We start from the raw sequence: 20,972 nt of genomic DNA on the forward strand, positions 1-20,972 counted from the left end.
CTCACGGGTCTTGTTACGAGTTCAATACCCTGCACATCAATTGCACAGCGTCATTGGTTAACGAGAACATGCCTTCGCCATTGAAGGTCAGGTTCGACGCACTCGTACCCGGTTGGGCCTGGTCCACGCCTACCACCACTGGTTAAAACGAAGCAAATTTTTTGCCACTAAATAAATTTATTATTTTTATCAGTAGTTTATTTTTAACAAAAAGATAGGCGTAAGCTTTTTTACAACGCATATGCTGCATTGTTGGGCATTGTTTAACCCGCCATGTCTTATATTGGTGCCGAAGAAGGCGCCGAGCTGTCGTCTAAATAGACATCGTCGAGATCCAGCGTGGAGCGCTTTCCTAGCGCGTCAATATTTTCCTCCAGCCAGTGGTCTGCGGCTGCGCGGCCTTGCTCAAATAGGTGGCGCAGAAAAGGCCACTCGGCGTTAAGCTTGCTGGATACTGAAAGCTTCTGTAATGCGCCTTCGCCGCTGATGCGGTGAAACAATGCCTGCTGATAGCAATTCTCGATACCTTGGGCATCAAGCACCTGCTTAAGCATAGCGATCATGCGCACTTCTTTAATCAGCGCTGAATTGAAGGTGATTTCGTTGAGCCGATTCATAATGCTCGACGCTGTGGTGGGAATGGTATCGCGTCGAATGGGGTTGATCTGGACAAGCAATATATCTCGCGCGTTACATTCCTCCATCAGTGGAAACAGCGCCGGATTGCCCATATAGCCACCATCCCAATAGGCCTCTCCGTTAATTTCAACGGCCTGGAAAACAAACGGCAGGCAGGCGGAGGCCATGACGGCCTCAAGGCTCATCTCTTGCCGACGAAACACTCGCTGCTTGCCAGTACGTACGTTAGTGGCGGTCACGAAGAGCTTCAACTGCTCGCATCGGCGCACCCGCTCAAAGTCGATTCGCTCGGCGACAATTTCGCGCAGCGGATTCACATTAAGTGGATTGAATTGATATGGCGAGACCAGGCGGCTCATAAGGTCCATGGCAATATAGCCAGGTGAATGCTCCAGGCTCCAGTTGCCTGTCAACTTATCCAGCGGTGAGCGGCGAATAGGACTTGACATGCCCGCACGGCTAACGGCTTGCCAGAAATCGTGCAACGCCTCACGGGCGGTTTCTTTGTCGCCCCGCGTAAGCGCGTCGGCCATGACCACGCCGTTCATCGCGCCAGCGCTAGTGCCGCTGATGCCCTCTATCTCGACCCGTGAGTCCGCCAGTAAGCGGTCAATGACGCCCCACGTAAAGGCTCCGTGAGAACTTCCGCCCTGTAATGCTAAGTCTAACGATTTGGGTTGAGCCATCGGCTTGCCTCCCGTGTGGTTGGCAGTAAAAGAAATTGCTAAGCGGCTACCAGCATGGCACATCGCAGCAATTAACCGTTACCAAGCAAGCTATTTAGTCCTTAAGCCTCTTAGCGTATCTGGCAAAGTGAGACGGTGTTCGCCCATATAAAATAAAAACTAATTTTATATTGATGTTGTTCAGTAAGTATCTATTTTTAATGCAAATATATAGGGCCGCACCCAGTCTTGAAGAGTGGGCGTGCTAGGTTTTAGACGTTCAAGCTTTTATTTAGCGTTGGGCGAGCGAAGGCGTGTTAGGACAGTTAATGACCTGGGAGGTGGCCAACCATTCCTGGTCAGGGTAATAGGCAAAGACGTAGTGATCGCCTTTCAGGCTGTCAATCAAGGGATAGGTCACTTCTTCGCGAACCGCTGGGCAACCATGGCTGCGACCCAGCCGGCCAGTTTGATCAATAAAGGCTTCACTGACGTAGTCGGCGCCGTGAATCACGATGGCCCGTTCAAAGGCGTTATCATTAACGTTGGCTTCTAAGCCTTCAAGGCGCAGTGAATAGCCGTTGCGTCCGTAGTAGCTATTCATCGTTTTAAACAATCCAATGCTCGATTGGTGGCTGTTGGGGATATTGGAAAACGTTTCCGCCTCTGCGTCCCCAGAACCTTGCCCGTGGGATACCAGCTCTTGAAACATCAGTTCGTGCTGGGACAGGTCAAACACCCATAGACGGGGCTCGGTTGACGGTAGCGAGTAATCGATCACCGCTAAGCGCTCGGCGTTAGGGTCGCGACAGCTAAGCGCTTGAGCAGCAAGGCGCAGCGCCTCTGGGCTAGCGCTTGGGGCAAGTTGCAGCAGTTGGTGGTGTAACGGAATCACGCCGTTAGGTGGGGCGGCATCAACTTGGCTGAAAAAGGTGGCGGCGTGGAGTGGAAATGTGAAAAGCGTGGCAGGCAGACAAATAAGCCAGGCACGAAACGAAAAAAATGGCACCATTTAAGTCCATCCTGCAAAGTAGAAAGCGAGTAGAAAGCGGTGAGGCAGTCGCTAACCGGCTATGATAACAAGAAAACACAGTATTATCGGGACGACCATAGTAACGCAAGGAGAGGTCAATGGACGAGCGGCAGCCATTAAGACGATGGGCGATAGGGGTGGCGCTTTGCCTGAGCGTAGGCGTGGTCGGCAGCAGTGGGGCAGACACATCACTACCGTTGCAAGAGGCGCTTCAGGCGCGTTTGGCAGCGAGTGACCAGCGGCTGCCGGTCGAGCGTTTCTATGAATATCGCGACCATCAACCCGTGTGGACCACTGCGCAGAGCGTAAAAGCGCTTATGGCAGGGCTCCGCGAGCTTGAGCGAGATGGCATAAACCCTGACAACTACGCGGTAGCATCGCTAATGGAAGCGTTTGAACGTAGCCAGTCAGCGGGCGTATCTGCCCAGGCAGCGTTTGAATTGCAGGCTAGCCAAGCACTATTGCAAGCGCTGGATCATTTAAACCGCGGTCAGGTGAACCCTCGCAAGCTAGCTGCTCAGTGGGACGCTGAACGCCCGTCGCGTGGTTATTCCATGGCGCGGGTTATGGAAGCTGTGAATCAGTTGGATATTGCGGCCGCGCTTGATCAGGCGCGGCCAGACTCGTCGGCGTACCGACAGTTAAGAGCTGCTTTTGCCGACTTCCAGTCGCGTGCCTCGCAGTCGAGCGTTCCTTATCTGGACCGTCGCGACGAGTCGCTGCAGCTTGGTGATCAACATGATGATGTACTGACGCTTCGGCGGCGGTTAACGCGCTGGGGCGAGCCGCAGCTGTTAGCCGCCAATTCTCAAGCTTATCCCCACATAGACGCCGAAGCCCCTGATCAGCGCCAGTTCGATGCTTCACTTGCCGCCGCCGTTAAACGTTTTCAGCGGCGCCATCTGCTCCAGGAGGATGGTGTGGTAGGTGAGCAAACGCGCCGTGCGCTTAACGTTCCGCTTTCATCACGTGTTGAGCAACTCAAGGTGAACCTTGAACGTGCCCGGTGGATGGGGGGGCGGCCGGATGATGCCCCTGGCGTATGGGTAGACTTGGCCGGCTACCGATTACATTACACGCGGCCTAACGGGGAGCACTGGCAGACGCGGGTGGTAGTGGGGTCGCCCCGGCGCGCAACACCGGTGATCCAGTCAGCGATTACCCATTTAACCTTAAATCCGAGTTGGACTATTCCGCCCACCATCTTGCGCGAAGATGTGCTGCCCCGTGTGCGTGAGGATGTTAATTATCTAGACGAGGAAAACATCCAGGTGATTGATTTTGACGGTAACCCTGTGGAGGCGGAGGATGTCGATTGGCAGCGCCCTGGAAGTGTCATGCTGCGCCAGGTGGCTGGTAACGCGAACCCGTTAGGTCGTGTTGTTGTGCGCTTCCCGAATAACCATATGATTTACCTGCATGACACGCCTGCGCAAGGGCTTTTTCAACTGTCTCAACGTGCGTTGAGTTCAGGGTGTGTCAGGGTGGAGGGTGTCACCCAGTTTGCCCAGTTGCTACTTCAGGATACCGGCAGTTCAGCACAGATAACGCGATTAATGGCTGGAAGCCAAAATGATCGACAGGTGTCGTTACCTCAGCGCGTGCCAATTGCGCTGCACTATTTAACGGCCTGGCCTAACGCTGAAGGCGAGGTCGAGTTCCGGCCGGATATTTACGGACACGATGCGGATGTGCAATCGGCGCTTAGCCAGCCCTTGCGGCTATCGGGATAAACGGCATAGGAGGGGTTGGACCATAAAATAAAAAAGCGCCACATAGTGGCGCTTTTTGGCAATGAGCTAGCTGCTTATTCGTCGTTTTCCGGCGCATTATCAACCAAGCTGATGGTGCCTGTTTCTTCGCTATCCAGAGCGGCTATCATCGGCTCTGCCTGGCGTTGGAAGGCCACTAAAGTGTCGCCGTCTAAGCTAGTGTTTTCGGGCAGATCAACGGTCATCGCATTAACCGGTGAGTTGTCAACGATGACTTCGTAATGGAGGTGGGGGCCGGTACTGCGGCCGGTGTTGCCCGATAGTGCAATGCGCTCACCCATTTCGATTCGCTCGCCTTGGCTAACCAAGGGTTCGGACAGGTGCAGGTAGCGAGTGCGGTAGCCGTTGTCGTGACGAATTTCGATGTAGCGCCCGGCAGCATGGTGGTTACCGATGCGTTCAACGCGGCCAGTGGCTGGGGCCGTGATAGGCGTGCCAATTGGCATGGCAAAGTCGGTACCGTTATGTGGACTTGTTCGTCCGGTGACGGGGTGCTTGCGCTGTGGGTTGAAGTTTGAGCTTAAGCGGTAATTGCCTTCGAAGGGGCGACGTGCGAACGCGGGGTCTAAGCTGCCGCCTTCCGGGGTATAAAAGTTATCATCTTTGGCGTTGCGGACCACTGTCAAATCCATGCGTTCGCCCTGGTATTTAACCGCTAGCACGCGCGAGTCAAGCGTTTCGCCTTCAATCATGTCGGACTCGACCAGCACCTGAAAATGATCGCCGCGACGGCTGTCGCGGCGAAAATCGAGTTTTTTCTCCAGCAGGCGCGTCAATTCCGTGACAGCTCCGCTATTAAGACCCGTTGACTGGGCAGAGCGGGCAAAACTACCGCTGACAGTACCAGCGTAAATGCGTTGAACGGGCTCGCCTTTACGCTCAATGCCGGTAATCGCGTACTCGTCCTCTTCGCGCTCTACCAGCACACCCTCTCGGGTGTTTTTCATCATGCGTAGCGACAGTAAACGACCCTCTTCGTCTAGCTGATAGTCAAAGCTGTGACCGGCACGCCAGTGAGTCAGCATTTCAGGGTCCGGCACGTTATCCAGTAGCCTGAGGACTTCTCTGTAACCCAGCCCTAATTGGTCTTGCGCCAGAATAGCAAATGTCTCACCGGATTCGACGATGTGGGTTTCCCACTCAGGCACATATGAGTCTTCAGCCGCGAGCTCTAAGTCAAGAAAGGACACATCACCGAAAAGGTCAGCACCGTAATCTTCATAGGACGTTGCGTCTGATTCGTCTGAAGAGGCCTCGGCAACCTGGGAGGCCGAAGTGCCGTCCACGTCCAGCATACCGTTGGTCAAAGTGCCAACTACAATGGCCATGTGCAATGCACCGTCATTGAAGCCCTTGCTTGATGCTGCATTCAGCACTTCAGAGGCGGGCGTTAGCACGTTCGCTGTTTGGGCATCAATATCAGCTTCTGCGCCTTCGATAACACCCAGGTCGACAATTTCGGTCGCCTTCAAATCGCTAAGTGGGATGTTCTCGCGGGTCGCGTCCAACGCGCGGGAGGCGCGGTCGATAGCGTCAGTAACGGGCGTGCGTTCTTTGTGTAAAGAGGGAACGCCGGGAGTAGAATCGCTTGGAAGGGGGACCAGAACGCTCTCCATTGGAGCGTCGGGTTGGTTCAGGTCGTGATACGTCGTTAATAATTTTTGTGTGCCCAGCACCGTAACCATAGTGGCTACCGGTAACAATAACAATTTATGCGTGCGGGGCAGCGAATGAAGGATTCGCAACATGGGAAAATAGACCGCCGAGTTCGTGATTATAAAGTAACTAAAGCGAATAAACCCATAGACAATACCCCATGATAGCAGGGGTGCATAGACTGTATATCCATACATAAAGGGAACTTACGCCTGAATACGCAAGAACAATGCAGACCTTACTATTTTTGAACGCTGTTTGCTAATAAATGTAACGGTAGGCGATAGTCATCCTTGTAGAGCTTAGTGCTGACCCGAAGGCCATATGCACTTCCATGTGTTTGGTTACTGAAATATAGACGCAGTTTGAATTTTGTAAAGCGCTTATATAAGTCGTGTCTAACACTGCCTAGTGTAAACGATGCCGTGTGGGTGGCTTACAAGGAGGCTAGGTATAACCAGAGAAGATTACCAGACAGAATAGTTCGTTCGGGGTACGGTAATCAATGCCATTTACTGGCATGCTAGGGGTGTTTTTTCGAAAGTTGAGCCGATTGTTTCGCTGTTTTGCGTCGAGGAAATCGAAATGTCTCGGGTAACACTTGCACAGTGGCAGATGCTCGCCGCCGTGGTTGACCATGGAGGGTTTGCTCGGGCCGCCGAGGCCGTACATAAAAGCCCGTCAACGCTAAACCATGCGGTACATAAATTAGAAGAGCAACTTGGGGTTCAGGTGTTGGAGCCTGTGGGGCGTCAGGTCCGCTTAACTGAAGCGGGGGAGTTGCTGCTGCGGCGGGCTCGGCAGCTAATTGAAAGCGCTGAGTCACTAGAGGATGTGGCCTCACGACTGGCGGCTGGGCTAGAAGCGGAGGTGGTGCTTGCTATCGATCAGGTCTTTCCCGCCGCCGCTCAGGCGAAAGCACTGGAACGGTTTTCTGAAACCTATCCTCAAGTACGTGTGCAGCTTTTTGAAAGCGTATTAAATGGCGGCATTGAGATGCTCTACGATGGCCGCGCCGATATGGTGATATCGGGTATCGAGGCTCAGGGGTTTCTTGGCGAACCGCTGGTAATGGTGAGATTTGTAGCTGTCGCCCATCCTGACCATGTGCTGCATCGTTTAGGCCGGTCGTTGGATTTGCGCGATCTGGCTCAGCATCGTCAACTAGTGGTGCGCGATTCTGCACTTCGCCAGTCCACCAATGCGGGCTGGCTTAAAGCCGAACAGCGCTGGACGGTGAGCCACCTTAATACATCGCTCGATATGCTCAAACGCGGCCTGGGGTTTGCCTGGATGCCGGAAACGCGGATTGAAGAAGAACTACGTGAAGGGCAGCTCAAGCCACTACCGCTCGCTGCGGGCAGTATTCGGGAAGTGCCTATTCAACTGATTTTTCGAGACCAGGATCGCGCGGGGCCAGCGGCCCATGCCATGGCTGCTGCGCTTCGCCAAGCCGTTGCTGAATGCGTCCCGGAGGATTCGACTGTGTCGAATGAAAAGCGCTAAAACATCCGCTTGAGTCGCCTGACCTCTGGCGTATGCTGATCCTACGCTAACGCTTTGAGGAGAGGCTCCATGGGCTTGTTGATTGAAGGTAAATGGCACGATCAGTGGTACGACACTAAGAAGCATGGCGGTGAATTTGTTCGCGAGTCAGCTCAGCTGCGCGACTGGGTGGGCGATAAACCCGGCGCTGAGGGGAGCAGTCATCCCGCCGAACGTGATCGTTACCACCTCTATGTATCGCTTGCCTGCCCGTGGGCTCACCGTACGCTTATCATGCGAACGCTGAAGGGGCTTAAGTCGGTGATTGGCACTTCTCACGTCAGCCCGTGGATGCTCGACCAGGGGTGGACCTACCATCAAGATGAAGGGGCCAGCGGCGATCCTGTTAACGGTTTTGAGTTTCATCATCAGCTTTATACGATGACTGATCCCGACTATACAGGACGGGTAACAGTCCCAGTGCTATGGGATAAGCAGCGTAACGCCATCGTCAATAACGAATCTGCCGATCTGGTGCGTATACTCAACGATGCCTTTGATGAGCTGACCGGCAATGATCTGGATTTCTATCCTGAAGATTTGCGCGACGTGATTGATGAGGTCAATGCCGATGTGTATGACCATATTAATAACGGCGTTTACAAGTCAGGTTTTGCCACCGAACAGCGCGTTTATGAAAAACACGTTCAAGCGCTTTTCGACGCTTTAGAGCGCATGGAAACCCGGTTGGGTGAACATCGTTATCTGGCGGGCGAGTGGTTTACCGAGGCAGATATTCGGTTGTTTACCACCTTGATACGTTTCGACGCTGTGTATTACGGGCACTTCAAATGCAACGTTAAGCGTATTAATGATTTTCCCAATCTGGCCAACTATGTGCGGGAGCTTTATCAATGGCCGGGCGTGGCAGACACCGTGAACATGGACCACATCAAACGCCATTATTACTACAGTCACGATACCATTAATCCCACGCGCATCGTCCCGGTTGGACCAGCGCTGGACTTTGAGCGACCCCATGATCGCGAGCGATTGCCAGGAAAAGGGATACGTCGTAAAACCTGATAGGTCGTTAGACACCAAAAAGCCACCTTAAAGGTGGCTTTTTGACGTTAGCCCTTATAAGGTTAACGGTATTCGTACAACCTTTACTCTTCGTCGATATCATCGTCAGGATCGACCGCATCTCGGGTAGACTGCCAAGCGCTTTCAACCCCTTCTTCGGTGCTTTCCCAAGCATCACGGGCATTTGCCTTGGTTTGTTCCCACCAGTCGCGGTCATAAGTGGGGAACGACTGTACTTCGTCTTCGGATGCATTAATGAGGACACGATGGTCCGTATCGTCACCGTCGGTATCGGTTTCTAGGCTGAAGTAATCCGTGTCGACGACAATTTCACGGCCGCCTAACCCTAGGACAGAACCGCTTTCAACCACCAGAGCGCTGACCTTCATGTCTTCATTCAACAGGATGTCGTCAACGTCGCCAATTTCTTCATTGGTGTCACCTTCAAGATAAACCTCTGCATCCATAAGGTCATCGGCGGAATACATGCCTTGGGGCTCATCCGATGCGTTGGCATTAAAGGCAACGCCGCTGAGCAGGGCGGCACTAACGGCAGTAGTAATAATTGATTTACGCATAGCGTCTCTCCTTGTGGCTACGATACTCAATACCTGACCCGTATCACCCTTCAGCATCGCTGAATGGGTAATAGGAAGTATTGAGGAGAAATAGGGATATAATGCTTACATGAGCTGAATGGCTATAGAGAGCTTGCCCATTCGTCAGCTTTGCGCTCGGCTTCATCCTTTGCCAAGCCATATTTTTGCTGCAGCTTACCCACTAGTTGCTCGCGTTTACCGTTGATTTGATCCAACTCATCGTCAGTAAGCTCACCCCAGCTGGCGCGTGCTTTGCCTTTCATTTCGGTCCATCTGCCTTCGACTTGATCCCAGTTCATCGGATCCTCCTTGAGGTGCCATGAAATTGATAAGGCACCTTTCAGGCTAGACCATATATGGCATGGTGCAAGCTAAGCGCCTCAAAAATTTGCGCTGAAATAACTGGTCAGGCACCTATAGCAGTGTTAGGATGCGCGCTCCTCGCATGTGTTGACCCCTCCATCAAGACGATAAGCGTTTGCCTGCTGAGTGGTTTTTTAGAAATAGCCCTCAACGAAGCAACGTTTGCTGGAACATCTCTCTAACGCAGATGTTCATTGCTGTGAAGATGGCGCGCCTCCAGCATTTCACCAAACGGGTGAAATCGGCGCAGTAAGGTCGCCACGGCGGATTGAATCGCCACCAAGGTGATCAATCCGGATGCTAGGTGCGACCGGCGTCTCCGACTCCACTGATGACGATATCCGCTATGCGGAGCCATGTTCTTTGATGCTGCCTTGCAGTGCACATCATTAACTGAGTCAGAGACGCTTACGATGTTTTTTGCCGGAAACCCCGGCCTACCAAGGTGTGATTAATGACCTCGACTTCTGTCGCCTCGCCGAGCTTCGGCGATCTGGCTCTTTTGCCTGCCGTTCTGTCTGCTGTTGAATCACAGGGGTACCTAGTTCCCTCGCCGATTCAGGCGCAAACCATCCCTGCGCTGCTTGAAGGCCGCGATATGCTGGGCCAGGCCCAGACGGGTACCGGCAAAACCGCAGCGTTTGCATTACCGTTACTGTCACGTTTAGAACTGACTCGCCGCGAGCCGCAAGTATTGGTAATGGCGCCAACCCGCGAGTTGGCCCAGCAAGTAGCTGCCTCGTTTAGTAAGTATGGCCAAAACCTCAAAGGTCTCGAAGTTGCCATCCTATGTGGCGGCCAAGAGTACCGTGAACAGTTAGGCGCCCTGAAGCGCGGTGCCCAAGTGATTGTCGGCACCCCCGGCCGGATTATTGATCACCTCGATCGCGGCAGCTTGAAGCTTGACGGCCTTTCTGCGTTGGTGCTGGACGAAGCCGACGAAATGTTGCGCATGGGCTTTATCGACGACGTAAAACGCGTGGTTGCCGATACCCCAAAAGATGCTCAGCGTGTGTTTTTCTCAGCAACGCTGCCGACCGAAATCGAGCGCATTGTTAATCGCTACTTGGTTGACCCGGTAAAAGTTGCGATTGAGTCTGGCACCACCACTGGCGAAAACATTGAACAGCGCATCGTGCGTGTTGACGGTGGCGCCAAGCTTGAAGCCCTGGCGCGTATTCTCGAAGTTGAGCCGGTCGATGGCGCTATTGTCTTTGTGCGTACCCGTGCGGCCTGCACCACTTTGGTTGAACAGCTAACCGCCCGCGGTGTTAACGCTGCAGGTTTGTCCGGTGATCTCGATCAGAGCCTTCGCGAACGGACAATTACGCGCTTGAAGCGTGGCAAGGTCGATGTGCTGATCGCCACTGACGTTGCGGCGCGTGGTCTTGATGTGTCGCGTATCACCCACGTTATTAATTACGATCTGCCCCAGGATGCGGAGGCCTATACCCACCGTATCGGCCGTACCGGCCGTGCCGGACGTAGCGGAATCGCGATTACCTTTGCCGGTTTCCGTGAAGGCCGCAAAGTGGGTTGGATGGAGCAAGCGACCGGTCATAAAATGACCGAAATGCCACTGCCCGACGAAGCCGCTATTCGTGCTCACCGTGACGACGTCTTCCATCATCGTGTCATTGCTTCCTTGACCAAGGGCGCAGAAGAGCAGCGTGCTTTGATTGAGCGCCTTGTTGAAGAAGGTCACGACCCCATTGAGTTGGCCTGCGCCTTTTCCGCTATGGCCCGCGCTGACGAAGCACCAATCGGTCGCCTGCAGGCGCCGCGCAAAGAGAAGCCTTCGCGTGATGGCGCGCAAGGCGGTAAGCCAGGTGCTCGCCGTGAGCGGTCAAGCACGCCTAGCGAGGGCATGACCCGTTATCGCGTCTCCGTTGGCCATAAAGATGGCGTTAAGCCTGGCCAGCTAGTCGGCGCATTGGCTAACGAGGGTGGAATTGAAGGCGCACGTATCGGCCGTATCGATATCCGCAACGCCTTCTCGGTGGTTGAACTGCCGAGTGGGTTGCCGTCCACCATTTTGACTAAAATGGCCCGTGCCCGCGTTGCTGGTCGTCCGCTGGAAATCAGTGAAGACAGCGCGCCTGAGCGTGCTCCGCGTCGTCGCCGTGATGAGGGTGATGCGCCGATTCGTCGCCGCGAACGCGCCTAAGGATTAATCAGCTGCCGCTAAGCGGCCACTGAGAAAATCTCAATGCCCCCGTGCCTTTTCAGGTGCGGGGGCGTTTTTTTGCTACGTTAGTCACTGGCGTTTGTTTGTTTCCAGGGAGGAAAAATGTCGACATCACTACATCCATGGAACCTCGCGCCCAAAGAGGCGATAGCGCTGCAAACAAAGCTGGCAAAGCAATTAGTGCTTACCGACCGTATCGACCCGGTACACCATATTGCCGGGGTCGATATTGGCTTTGAAGAAGGTGGTTCGATAACCCGGGCCGCGGTGGTGGTTTTGCAATGGGACCCCCATGCTGCACCAGACTTACCCATAGTAGAGCAAGTAGTTCACCGTGAACCCACCTGCATGCCGTATATTCCCGGGCTGCTATCTTTCCGTGAAATACCCGCCGCGCTAGGAGCGTTTGCGAAATTGAACACCATGCCTGAATTGGTGATGGTCGATGGCCAGGGCATTGCCCACCCTCGCCGATTAGGCGTTGCCGCGCATTTGGGGTTATGGCTGGGTCTGCCGACCATAGGCATTGCCAAATCCCGGCTATATGGGACGCATGCAGAGGTAGGTGAGCAGCGCGGCGATTGGGTGCCTTTAACTGCCGGTAACGAGATAATTGGCGCGGTACTCAGGTCGCGGGCAAAGGTGAAACCCGTGTTTGTTTCGCCTGGTCATCGTGTTTGCCTCGAAACGTCTCTGGAATGGGTTTTGCGTTGCTTAGGGCGTACCAAGCTTCCCGAGCCGACTCGCTTGGCAGACCGATTGGCCTCGCGGCGCGACGAAAATCGCCCGCCCGCTAGCTAATGGCTCACTAGATAAACGCCATAAAGCGACGCAGCAGGCTCGAGGCCTCAGGGGTATCTTGAACGGCGCTGAGAAGAGCGTCGGGGTCTTCGCCTTGATCGCGCAGCGCTGCTCGCTGGCGTTCGAGGTAGGCGCGCATGACCGGGGCGGTAAATTCAGGGTGATACTGCACGCTCCACTGGCGTGGTCCATAGCGCAGCGCTTGGTGAGCATCGTGGCTGTTATGTGCCAGTACCGTTGTGTTGGGCGGCAGTTGCATGACCGACTGGGCATGGGTGAGGTGGGCCGGGAAACACTCGGGCAACTGGCTGAATAAGGGGTCTTGCTGGCCTGCCTGGGTGAGCCTTACCGAATGGGTGCCTGACTCCCGACCGGCGGGATGGAAGTCGCTAATGCCGTCAAAAGCGGCGGCCATTAGCTGATGGCCGTAACACACACCAAGCATTGGCACGTTTTCCACTAGCGCCTGCTTGAGCCAGGGTTTTAGCGCTTCACTCCACGGTGGCGCTTCGCTGACCATGCTGTGCGAGCCAGTGATGACGAGGCCTGCAAGTGATGATGGCGACACAGCGGGCACCTGGTCCCGCGCATCCCACACAGTTAACGTTATTGCAGCAGGTAGCGCCTCACGCAGCTGTTGTATAAAGAGCTGCTCGAAATCACCGTGCTGTTCAACCACTTCCGGGAACGCATCACCGGTTTTAATAATCACTAAAGCAGGCATTAATGAGTCTCATGTTAGCGCAGCGTAAACGTGAAAAGCGCTATGCGGGGGGTATCGCAAAGCGGAAACCGTAGCCTATCGGGGGGAATCCCATGTAAGGTGCAGTAGTAGTCCCATATTACGTTTAGGAGTCTGATATGCAACAGATAACCCGCGCGGGTGAGCCGATGGATGTCGCTGGTAGTTTGCCAGCCCCTGGGCAAGTAGCGCCTGCCATGACGCTCACTAACGGTGATCTAAAGGATGTTACTCTGGACAACTACTCGGGGAAGCGCAAAGTACTCAACATTATTCCCAGCGTCGATACCCCGACCTGTGCTATGTCGACCCGTCAGTTTAACGCGCTGGCATCCAAGCTTGATAACACCGTGGTGTTAGTGGTGTCCGCCGACCTTCCTTTTGCCGCCAAGCGTTTTTGCGGTGCGGAGGGGTTGGACGAGGTTGAAACCCTATCCACCTTCCGCCATCGCGAGTTTCAAGAAGCGTGGGGCGTGGCGCTGTGCGATAGTGCGATGGAAGGCTTGTGCGCCCGTGCTGTGGTGGTGCTGGATGCCGATAACCGCGTGTTGCATAGTGAACTGGTCAGTGAGCTGAAAAACGAGCCGGATTATGACGCCGCTCTGGCGGTTCTCAACGCGTAGTGCCCGCTTGATGGCGCTCCGCCGCCGCCACCAACGCACGGATTAAGCGCTGTTGGGGGCGGTTGAAGATGAGCCATTCTGGATGCCACTGCACGCCAATCAGAAAATCGTGATCCCGAGACTCAATACCCTGGACCAGGCCATCGCGGTCGCGGGCGACAATGTCGATCCCTTGGCCCGCCTGGTTGACAGCTTGATGGTGGAGGCTATTGACGCGGCACCAAGTGACACCCAGCAAGCGATGAAGCTGGCTGGCACCCACAATATCCACCGTTTTACGCGGTAGGACAGTGCGTCGACGCTTCAAGCCTTCGTGGGTGGTATAAATATCCGGGTCCAGGGTGCCACCTAAATGCACGTTTATCAGTTGAGCACCACGACAAATGCCCAACACCGGCGTATGCAACGGGATGAAATATTCTAGCAACGTGAGTTCTAGTTCATCCCGGGCAGGATCGAGGCGCACGTCAAGCTGTACTTCCCCCCCATACAGAGAGGCTTGAATATCGTCACCCCCGCCGATAATCAGCCCGTCTAAGTGGTCGGGCATGCGTCGAGAGGGTGATAATCGCAGCGGTCGGCCACCGTGGCGCCAAACCGCAAACCAGTCAAACCACCAGGCAAGCTGGCTTTTTGCATCGGAAGTGGTGATGCCAATTAACGGGCGAACCATGCAGCGGCACTCTTAAAGAAGGTGAAAATATCAGCGTTTCGTTGAAGCGAGGCTGCCCCACCAGTGTTTAACGCGGCTTGCCAGGCGAGTGATCAAAGGCCGGTTATGCTTGGCAATGTAGTCTTCGCAGCGGCTGGCAAGCGTTTCTCGAGAGGCGGCCAGGCGCTCCACCGCCACCCAGCGATTCCATTCCTTGGCGGCCCCCCAATGAGGCTCCGAGAGCTGCGCGTTGGGTAGCCGGTAGTGGAAAGTCGGTCGCGGCTTGATCAATTCGGTATGCAGCAGTTTATGAGGGTGGCTGGGGCGCAGATAAGCAAACAGCGGTAGTAGATCCAGTTCCCGGTTGCGGGTGGGATTGTAATGAAGATAGTCGTCAATCAGCGTATCGATATCCGGTGTGTACTGGCTGCTCAAGACTTTAAACGCATACTCTTTTGGGAAAGGGTTGGCGTGAGGCAGCACCTCGCGGGTGATGTCCACTTTAATCTCATCGCGAAGCCAGCTTGCCAAGAGCAGGTAAGCGCGCAGCATGGCCAGTAAGTAATCTACATCGCTACGTTCAATTTCGAGATTTAGATGCAGCCCAAATCCGTATAGCAGGCTGGCATCCGTGCCCTTGGCACCATGGGCACGAAGCGCTTCAAACAAGGCATCTAAATCTTCCAGCTCATTCCAAGGAACCGGTGGGCAAACGATTTCAGTGGGGACCAGGCCCGTCACCATATCGCCAATCAGTGCGCGAGTTTTACGGTGGAATTCGAGACGATGTAGGTGTCGCTGACGTGCCCATTCGCCGTCCTGCTCGTGACTCTCTTCCAGTAGCGCCTTATCAGGGTGGGCATACTGGGTATCCAGTTCAATGCCAAATTTACCCCAGCGTGTGCCTTCCACGAGTAGCCGATGAGGACTGACCACGTTAAGCTCGCCACCAAACAGCTCGCGTACAATCTGGGCTGTGTCGCGGGGTGGTAAACCGGCGAACTCGATTTCGACACCGATATGGCGAGTTTGACCCTTAGCATTCTGTCCGTTAGGTGGCGCATCTAACGTCATCTCGGCATCCCGTGAGGTGAACGATTTATGCGCTCAGCCTATCATAGTCACGCACGTGGGCTGAGAATATTCGCTCAGCCCACGCCACGAGAATTGGATTGCGTGGCAATGCCCGTTTACGTCTTGGTTCAGGAGTAATATGTGCGACCGCACTGGCTAATTAATACCGTTCTAAGCCTGGTTTTTATTGTGCTGTTGGGGGGCGTGGCCACCCAGGCTCAGGCGCAATCAATTTCGCTGCCCGGTTTAGGCGGTGATGAGTCTGAACAGCAAACCGACGTTAACAGCGAGGAATTCCAGGGGTCACTTGACGACGTTATCTCGATGCTCGATGACGAAGAGCGACGCAACGAATTACTGGATTCACTGCGTGAGCTACAAACTACGTCGGAAGAGGCGAGCGAAGATGAGGGCATCGTTCGCCAGGGTTTGCTGGGTGCATTGGCTGACACGCTGACCGATATTGGCGAGCAAGCCCAAGCGGGCGGCTCGCCAATCGAGGAGTGGTCGCGGCAACTGGTGCATGGTGGTGAGGAACTGAAAGCCGTGGTCAGCAGCGCCGATCAAGGGGAGTCCATTCGTGCGGTGGCCGAAGGGGCGGTGCTCGCCTTGATATGGGTGGCGTTGCTGGTAGCGATGATTGGTGCTGGCCGGGTGATTGCCAATCGCCGTGAGTGGCCGCTTGATTTGCCGCGCGATCCTAAAGGCTGGCTGATGGTCGTGCACTTCTTTCGGCGGATACTGCCCTGGATACTGGCATTTGCCATTACCCTCGGGATCGGCCAACTGATGCCTTACAGCCCAGGCCGTACCATGGTGCTGGTGGTCGCCTATATTTGCGTTTGTGGTCGGCTACTGTCGGTGGTGTTTGAAACCGTGGTGGCGTTCTTTAGCCGCGGGCATCGGTTTACTGCCGTTCAGTTGCTACACCAGCAGGCGCTGCGTGGTCTATTCGTGATTGGCGCGCTGATTGCCCTGGGCGACGCGGTAAATTCAAGCCGTATCGTCGAGATGCTAGGCGAAGAGCTTTCCAGTCTTGTCTCAGTACTCGCTAACATGATGGCCGCGCTACTGTCGGCGCGCTTCGTCTTCAAGTTCAAAAGGCCGGTGCGCCACCTGATTCGTAACCGCCCTTACAAGCAACGCCGCGATGCCAGTGCAGCCGTGGAAATGATCCGCAGCCTTGGCGGGTTGTGGCATATCCCCGCGTTGCTGCTAGTGGGCGGTTCGCTGTTGGCAATCTTTATTACCGTGGGCGACGTGGGTACCGCGCTGGCACGCTCAATTATTTCTGCCAGCCTGCTGGTGTTAACGTTGGTGATTACCGGTCTGCTGCGTCGTCAGGCCGAGCGTTTGGGTAAGCGTCGGCATCGCCGCCGGCAAAGTCAGTACCGTAAACGGCTGGAGCGCTTTGGGTTTGTGCTGGCGCATATTTGTGCGTGGGTGGTATTCGCTGAGCTGTCGATGCAGGTGTGGGGCAGTTCAATGTTCGGTTTAGGCCAACGCGGCCTGGCCGGCGCGAAAATCGGCCCAGCCTTGGTGAGCCTGGGTGGGACGGTGCTACTGTCGTGGCTGGTATGGATTTTTGCCGATACCGCGATTCAGCGGGCGCTTGTTTCGTCGACGCGCTCCCGTGGGCGGCGGGTTAATCAGGCCCGCGCGCAAACCATTACGCCGATGATTCGCAATGTCATTTTCGTGACCATTCTGATTATTGCGTTCATCGCCGCGCTCGCCAACTTAGGCGTGAACGTAACGCCACTGCTGGCGGGTGCCGGTGTTATCGGTCTGGCGATTGGTTTTGGGGCGCAAACGCTGGTGCAGGATTTGATAACGGGGATATTTATTCTGATCGAAGACTCCCTCGCAGTGGACGATTTCGTCGAAATCAACAGCCACACGGGCACGGTCGAAGGCCTAACCCTGCGCACCGTCAGGCTGCGCGACCTCGATGGCATCGTACATATCATCACCTTCAGCCGCATCGAGTCGATCCACAATATGTCTCGCCAGTTTGGTATTGCGCTGATGCGGATCCGCATTCCCCACGATATGAAAGTGGATGATGCCATTCATCTGATGCAGGAAACCGCCCAGGAACTGCGCAAAGACCCGATGATGCGCCATTACATTTGGTCGCCGCTGGAGATGCAGGGAATCGACAGTTTCGACGACGGCGGTGCCATTCTGCGCATGCGCTTCCGCACGGCACCGGAAATGCAGTGGGACGTGGCGCGCGCCTTTAATCTGATGCTGAAACAGCGCATGGAAATTGACGGTGTTGACCTTGGCTTGCCCCGCTTGAGTGTCAGCATGGAAGGTCAGATAGGTGGCTCCCTGACGCCGGACGGCAGCGTGGACATGAACCTGGAAGGCGACGGCGAAGCAGCCGAGAACAGCCCGTCAACTGATGAGGCCAGCGGTGCCGAGGAGACACCAGAGGGAAGAGAGAGGCCAACACCGCCAAAACCCGCGCCGCTTCCGACCCAGGCCGAAATCAAAAAGGATGAACGTCAGCGCACAGCGAACAAACAAGACGCTCGTTTATCCGGCGGCAAGCCCCATGCAGAGGGCAAAACCCATTATGATGCCGATACCGGCCCCGGTCGCGAACATGGCGACGAGTAGCCAGGGGCCTCGCCAGCGCCGCCAGCGGTTATACAGAGAGACCGCGTTGCTGACGCGGTCGACCAGCTCATCATGACGCGAAATGGCTTGATCGGGTGGCAATGAAAAATCATTGGCAACATCGCCTTGCCAGTGCGCCCCATGGGTTAAGCCTAAGCGTGCGCGCAGGCAGCCAATATCGCTGAGCGTATGGTGTAGCGTGTCGTAGGCATCGCGGTGCTCGTTGACTGCGAGCACACTCTCCGCATCCTGGCGCAGAGCGCTGTTTTGGCAGCGCATCACGGCGTTGTGGATGTCGTGCTCGCTGGCCTGTGATGAAAGCGATAGGCGTTGATACAAATCGCGCATATGGGTGTTTTTATTCCGTCGGTCGCCGCTGCGTCGGTTTAGTAGGTTTGCATCAGGTAATCATACGCGTTTTTGATGCGCTGAAAACGGGCGGATGCCAGCGCCACTTGATGATCGCTCTCGGTAAAGAAGCGATCTGGATGGTGCAACTGTGCCATGCGCCGGTAAGCAAGCCGCACGTCGCCCCGGCTGGCGCCCGGCGGCAGCCCAAGTACGGCAAGGGCGCGCGTCGTACGGTCGGGAGGTGGTGCGGTGCGCTGCCACTGGCGGCGTTCCCCTCGAGCGCCTTCGTGGCGAGTCCTTTCCTGTCGCGCTTTTTCCCGCTGGGCCTGCTCGCGTCGATACTGTTCATCTTGCTTTCGCTGGCGGTCACGCTCTTGGCGAGTATGCTCTTGGCGCGCATGGGCCTCTTCTTGTTGGCGCTGTTTTTCCTGCTGTTTACGTTGTTTTTTCTGCTCGCGCTGTTGGGCTTGTCGATGCGCCTGCTGTTCCGCTGCCTCGCGCGCCTGCTTCTCGGCGGCGGCATCGCGTGCCTTTTGGCTAAAATAGTCTGGGTTGTGCTGTTGCCAGTAGGTATGACGGCTGGGATCCTCCGGGGATCCCATCTGGCGGCCGGTTAATTCGTAAAACAGAGTGCTCAGCGTGGTAGGCGACACGTTGAGCAAATCAGCCAAAAAACGCAGGATATAATGGTTAGCTAACGACAATTCGCCATCGTCGGTGGCCACGGCGATCGACTGATGCAAGATGCTTAGGCTACGCTCCTGGGAGCATTCTTTGCGTAGAATTTCGGCGGCTAACTGGATCGCCTGAAGATCCTGGCTATGGGCAATGCCCATGACCGGGCCTAACTCATGCCCATGACGAAACTGTGCTGTGACCTGGGCCAAGCGACGCCGCCGCTGGCCTTCCGACACATGCTGGCGGTGCACAAGCACCCAGGCCAGCAATAACAGTGTTGCCGTATCCACTTGGCTGCGGCTTTTTAACAGCACGAGCTCAAAGGGTGAAAAACGGGCCATGGACATTCCCAAGCTCCCAATACGAATAGGTAAACAGCGGGCAATAGTGGCGTTAGGCGCCCATTAAGGCAAGTCCTCCCCATACCCGATGCCGTACCATGTTATCGCATCGTCAGATCCAGGGAAGTAGGAGATTAGTTAGTTGATCAATGTTGAGCGTAAAAATAGCTATCAGCTGCGTATTTCGCGTCGTTTAAAGGAGGAGACCTCTCACACGCTGGATGTCTATCTGTTCGTGCCGGGTGAACTGGGCCTGTCCACCCAACTGATTTCAGAAGAGGCGTTTTATCACTCGGCTATCCAGGTGTCGCGAACCTATTACAGCGACCAACATCACCTGCCGTTGGTACATAGCCGCCTGGCCACTCGCAACCAGATGGGCAGCGACTCCTATCGACTGAGTTTGAGCCTTTACGCATACCAATACGTAGGCGCAATGGAGCGCACCACCCAGACCATGCTGGAAAGCGCGCGAGACATCCGCCGTGGTCAGGACAAGCAGCAGGCCGATCAAGAAAGTATCAATAGTCTGTGCGAGCAGCTTCAAGAGATGAGCGACTTAAGCGAGGGCATCTTGAAGCGCCTGCGCCGCCACCCACCCGAGGACGAGCGACTGTATAAATATTTTGCCAATATCGATAATTATCTGTCGTGGTTTACCGAGCAGCAGCTATTGGCCTTGGTGGCCCATATGCCCAGGGGCGGAGAATTTACCCCGATTCGTCGCCGTTTTGTGGCGATTTGCCAGCGCGAAGCCGAGTACCGCTACGAACAGGATTACAATGCCGTACGGGTCATGGATGACCCCACCCGCATGTCGAATAAGATGCGCTTATTGCGCCGTTTAATCGAGTACCCCATTACCCTGAAACAGCGTTCCCAGGAACTGGGCGGCGGTGAGCAGAAAGCTGTCAAAGCCCTGGCCACCGCCGTGGTCATGGGTTTTGTATCGTTTGGCGTGCTGCGCCTCCGCGATACGCTGGGCGATATTACCGCGCTGTTTGTGATTGCCATGGCGGTGCTTTATGCGATGCGCGAGGTATTCAAAGATGATCTACGCAACACGCTTTGGCGCTGGCTTCGACGTGGGCGTCCCAAGTGGCGGCGGCAATACGTCGACCCCAACCGCAATGTGGCGGTCGGCCACCAGCTCGAGTGGTTCGACTATAAACGCTATGCCGCATTGGACACTGAAATTCAGCAGCTGCGGCGCCGTACCGTCGCCCAGCGTGAAGAGGTAGTGCTGCATTATCGCTCGCAGTCGCGGATGTCGCCGACGCGCTTCTTGAGCGGCTATGAACACACCCAGGAGAGTCTGACCCTGGATATATCCATGCTGACGCGACTGATGAGCAAGGGAAAGCATGCCATCTACCGACTCAAGGAAGGTCAGGCAGTGCGCGAGACCGTCGAACGCCGTCACCTGTTCAACCTGGTGATCCGTGAAACCGGCAGCGAAGACCAGCCTTATCTTGCCCGCTGGAAGGTAGTGGTCAGTCGCTCAGGGATTGTTTCGGTGGAAAAAGTCGAGGAAAGCGATACCGAATAGGTGCAGACGTAAACTGCGCTAGATCAAGTATTGCGTCATCCCATTCA

18 protein-coding genes are annotated in these 20,972 nt (G+C 55.2%); 8 read left to right on the plus strand and 10 right to left on the minus strand.

Features of this window, described 5'->3' with window-relative positions; all coding sequences use genetic code 11:
- Positions 1 to 278: 278 nt before the first annotated feature.
- Together CPH17_RS18170 and CPH17_RS18175 are read right to left on the minus strand one after the other, a co-directional pair.
- Positions 279 to 1,325 (minus strand): patatin-like phospholipase family protein, encoded by a 1,047-nt coding sequence (locus tag CPH17_RS18170; RefSeq protein ID WP_096300717.1) that lies wholly within the window; start codon positions 1,323 to 1,325, stop codon positions 279 to 281.
- A 271-nt stretch (positions 1,326 to 1,596) separates the two neighbouring features.
- On the minus strand, positions 1,597 to 2,316 hold the full coding sequence (locus CPH17_RS18175; protein ID WP_096300719.1) for a murein L,D-transpeptidase catalytic domain family protein: 720 nt from the start codon (positions 2,314 to 2,316) through the stop codon (positions 1,597 to 1,599).
- Between the two features lie 119 nt (positions 2,317 to 2,435).
- On the opposite strand from CPH17_RS18175, the gene CPH17_RS18180 reads away from it, so the two are divergent.
- Positions 2,436 to 4,070: a L,D-transpeptidase family protein gene (locus CPH17_RS18180; RefSeq protein WP_096300721.1), complete on the plus strand. Its 1,635-nt coding sequence runs from the start codon at positions 2,436 to 2,438 to the stop codon at positions 4,068 to 4,070.
- Between the two features lie 74 nt (positions 4,071 to 4,144).
- Here CPH17_RS18180 and CPH17_RS18185 read toward each other — a convergent pair whose 3' ends face one another.
- Positions 4,145 to 5,857, minus strand: coding sequence for a peptidoglycan DD-metalloendopeptidase family protein (locus CPH17_RS18185; protein ID WP_096300993.1), 1,713 nt, complete (start codon positions 5,855 to 5,857; stop codon positions 4,145 to 4,147).
- Positions 5,858 to 6,350: 493 nt separating this feature from the next.
- Here CPH17_RS18185 and CPH17_RS18190 point away from each other — a divergent pair, with 493 nt between their 5' ends.
- Both CPH17_RS18190 and CPH17_RS18195 read left to right on the plus strand, forming a co-directional pair.
- Positions 6,351 to 7,271: a LysR family transcriptional regulator gene (locus tag CPH17_RS18190; RefSeq protein ID WP_074395640.1), complete on the plus strand. Its 921-nt coding sequence runs from the start codon at positions 6,351 to 6,353 to the stop codon at positions 7,269 to 7,271.
- Positions 7,272 to 7,340: 69 nt separating this feature from the next.
- Positions 7,341 to 8,336 (plus strand): glutathione S-transferase family protein, encoded by a 996-nt coding sequence (locus tag CPH17_RS18195; RefSeq protein WP_096300723.1) that lies wholly within the window; start codon positions 7,341 to 7,343, stop codon positions 8,334 to 8,336.
- 83 nt (positions 8,337 to 8,419) lie between these two features.
- Here CPH17_RS18195 and CPH17_RS18200 read toward each other — a convergent pair whose 3' ends face one another.
- Both CPH17_RS18200 and CPH17_RS18205 read right to left on the minus strand, forming a co-directional pair.
- Entirely contained in the window at positions 8,420 to 8,914 is a 495-nt protein-coding gene (locus CPH17_RS18200; RefSeq protein WP_096300725.1) for a PRC-barrel domain-containing protein, read from the minus strand.
- A gap of 122 nt (positions 8,915 to 9,036) precedes the next feature.
- A complete protein-coding gene (locus CPH17_RS18205) occupies positions 9,037 to 9,234 on the minus strand; it encodes a CsbD family protein (protein ID WP_027336421.1) in 198 nt (65 codons plus the stop codon).
- Positions 9,235 to 9,752: 518 nt separating this feature from the next.
- On the opposite strand from CPH17_RS18205, the gene CPH17_RS18210 reads away from it, so the two are divergent.
- A complete protein-coding gene (locus tag CPH17_RS18210; protein ID WP_074395644.1) occupies positions 9,753 to 11,465 on the plus strand; it encodes a DEAD/DEAH box helicase in 1,713 nt (570 codons plus the stop codon).
- 123 nt (positions 11,466 to 11,588) lie between these two features.
- A complete protein-coding gene (nfi, locus tag CPH17_RS18215; RefSeq protein WP_096300727.1) occupies positions 11,589 to 12,287 on the plus strand; it encodes a deoxyribonuclease V in 699 nt (232 codons plus the stop codon).
- Positions 12,288 to 12,294: 7 nt separating this feature from the next.
- Here nfi and CPH17_RS18220 read toward each other — a convergent pair whose 3' ends face one another.
- Positions 12,295 to 13,011, minus strand: coding sequence for a glutamine amidotransferase (locus tag CPH17_RS18220; RefSeq protein ID WP_074395646.1), 717 nt, complete (start codon positions 13,009 to 13,011; stop codon positions 12,295 to 12,297).
- 137 nt (positions 13,012 to 13,148) lie between these two features.
- Here CPH17_RS18220 and tpx point away from each other — a divergent pair, with 137 nt between their 5' ends.
- A complete protein-coding gene (tpx, locus tag CPH17_RS18225) occupies positions 13,149 to 13,652 on the plus strand; it encodes a thiol peroxidase (RefSeq protein ID WP_096300729.1) in 504 nt (167 codons plus the stop codon).
- Here tpx and CPH17_RS18230 read toward each other — a convergent pair.
- A complete protein-coding gene (locus CPH17_RS18230; protein WP_074395648.1) occupies positions 13,642 to 14,325 on the minus strand; it encodes a gamma-glutamyl-gamma-aminobutyrate hydrolase family protein in 684 nt (227 codons plus the stop codon). The genes tpx and CPH17_RS18230 overlap by 11 nt on opposite strands.
- Before the next feature lie 30 nt (positions 14,326 to 14,355).
- Positions 14,356 to 15,378 carry an amidoligase family protein gene (locus tag CPH17_RS18235; RefSeq protein ID WP_096300731.1) on the minus strand — a complete coding sequence of 341 codons (1,023 nt, stop codon included), beginning with the start codon at positions 15,376 to 15,378 and terminating at the stop codon, positions 14,356 to 14,358.
- A gap of 141 nt (positions 15,379 to 15,519) precedes the next feature.
- Between CPH17_RS18235 and CPH17_RS18240 the strand changes: the two genes are divergently transcribed.
- Positions 15,520 to 18,006, plus strand: coding sequence for a mechanosensitive ion channel family protein (locus CPH17_RS18240; RefSeq protein ID WP_096300733.1), 2,487 nt, complete (start codon positions 15,520 to 15,522; stop codon positions 18,004 to 18,006).
- Here CPH17_RS18240 and CPH17_RS18245 read toward each other — a convergent pair.
- Both CPH17_RS18245 and CPH17_RS18250 read right to left on the minus strand, forming a co-directional pair.
- Positions 17,923 to 18,354, minus strand: a complete 432-nt coding sequence (locus tag CPH17_RS18245) for a hypothetical protein (protein ID WP_074395651.1) — start codon at positions 18,352 to 18,354, stop codon at positions 17,923 to 17,925. The genes CPH17_RS18240 and CPH17_RS18245 overlap by 84 nt on opposite strands.
- 38 nt (positions 18,355 to 18,392) lie before the next feature.
- Positions 18,393 to 19,382, minus strand: coding sequence for a J domain-containing protein (locus CPH17_RS18250; RefSeq protein WP_074395652.1), 990 nt, complete (start codon positions 19,380 to 19,382; stop codon positions 18,393 to 18,395).
- A 136-nt stretch (positions 19,383 to 19,518) separates the two neighbouring features.
- On the opposite strand from CPH17_RS18250, the gene CPH17_RS18255 reads away from it, so the two are divergent.
- A complete protein-coding gene (locus CPH17_RS18255; protein WP_096300735.1) occupies positions 19,519 to 20,925 on the plus strand; it encodes a hypothetical protein in 1,407 nt (468 codons plus the stop codon).
- Positions 20,926 to 20,972 lie beyond the last annotated feature (47 nt).

The organism is Halomonas sp. hl-4 (assembly GCF_900215475.1).
Classification (GTDB): domain Bacteria; phylum Pseudomonadota; class Gammaproteobacteria; order Pseudomonadales; family Halomonadaceae; genus Vreelandella.

Coding starts and splice junctions, on each gene's coding strand:
- tpx (WP_096300729.1), top strand. CDS start 13,149: ATGCAACAGATAACCCGCGCGGGTGAGCCGATGGATGTCGCTGGTAGT.
- CPH17_RS18210 (WP_074395644.1), top strand. CDS start 9,753: ATGACCTCGACTTCTGTCGCCTCGCCGAGCTTCGGCGATCTGGCTCTT.
- CPH17_RS18195 (WP_096300723.1), top strand. CDS start 7,341: ATGGGCTTGTTGATTGAAGGTAAATGGCACGATCAGTGGTACGACACT.
- nfi (WP_096300727.1), top strand. CDS start 11,589: ATGTCGACATCACTACATCCATGGAACCTCGCGCCCAAAGAGGCGATA.
- CPH17_RS18235 (WP_096300731.1), bottom strand. CDS start 15,378: ATGACGTTAGATGCGCCACCTAACGGACAGAATGCTAAGGGTCAAACT.
- CPH17_RS18250 (WP_074395652.1), bottom strand. CDS start 19,382: ATGTCCATGGCCCGTTTTTCACCCTTTGAGCTCGTGCTGTTAAAAAGC.
- CPH17_RS18170 (WP_096300717.1), bottom strand. CDS start 1,325: ATGGCTCAACCCAAATCGTTAGACTTAGCATTACAGGGCGGAAGTTCT.
- CPH17_RS18230 (WP_074395648.1), bottom strand. CDS start 14,325: ATGGTTCGCCCGTTAATTGGCATCACCACTTCCGATGCAAAAAGCCAG.
- CPH17_RS18185 (WP_096300993.1), bottom strand. CDS start 5,857: ATGTTGCGAATCCTTCATTCGCTGCCCCGCACGCATAAATTGTTATTG.
- CPH17_RS18175 (WP_096300719.1), bottom strand. CDS start 2,316: ATGGTGCCATTTTTTTCGTTTCGTGCCTGGCTTATTTGTCTGCCTGCC.
- CPH17_RS18180 (WP_096300721.1), top strand. CDS start 2,436: ATGGACGAGCGGCAGCCATTAAGACGATGGGCGATAGGGGTGGCGCTT.
- CPH17_RS18190 (WP_074395640.1), top strand. CDS start 6,351: ATGTCTCGGGTAACACTTGCACAGTGGCAGATGCTCGCCGCCGTGGTT.
- CPH17_RS18205 (WP_027336421.1), bottom strand. CDS start 9,234: ATGAACTGGGATCAAGTCGAAGGCAGATGGACCGAAATGAAAGGCAAA.
- CPH17_RS18220 (WP_074395646.1), bottom strand. CDS start 13,011: ATGCCTGCTTTAGTGATTATTAAAACCGGTGATGCGTTCCCGGAAGTG.
- CPH17_RS18200 (WP_096300725.1), bottom strand. CDS start 8,914: ATGCGTAAATCAATTATTACTACTGCCGTTAGTGCCGCCCTGCTCAGC.
- CPH17_RS18245 (WP_074395651.1), bottom strand. CDS start 18,354: ATGCGCGATTTGTATCAACGCCTATCGCTTTCATCACAGGCCAGCGAG.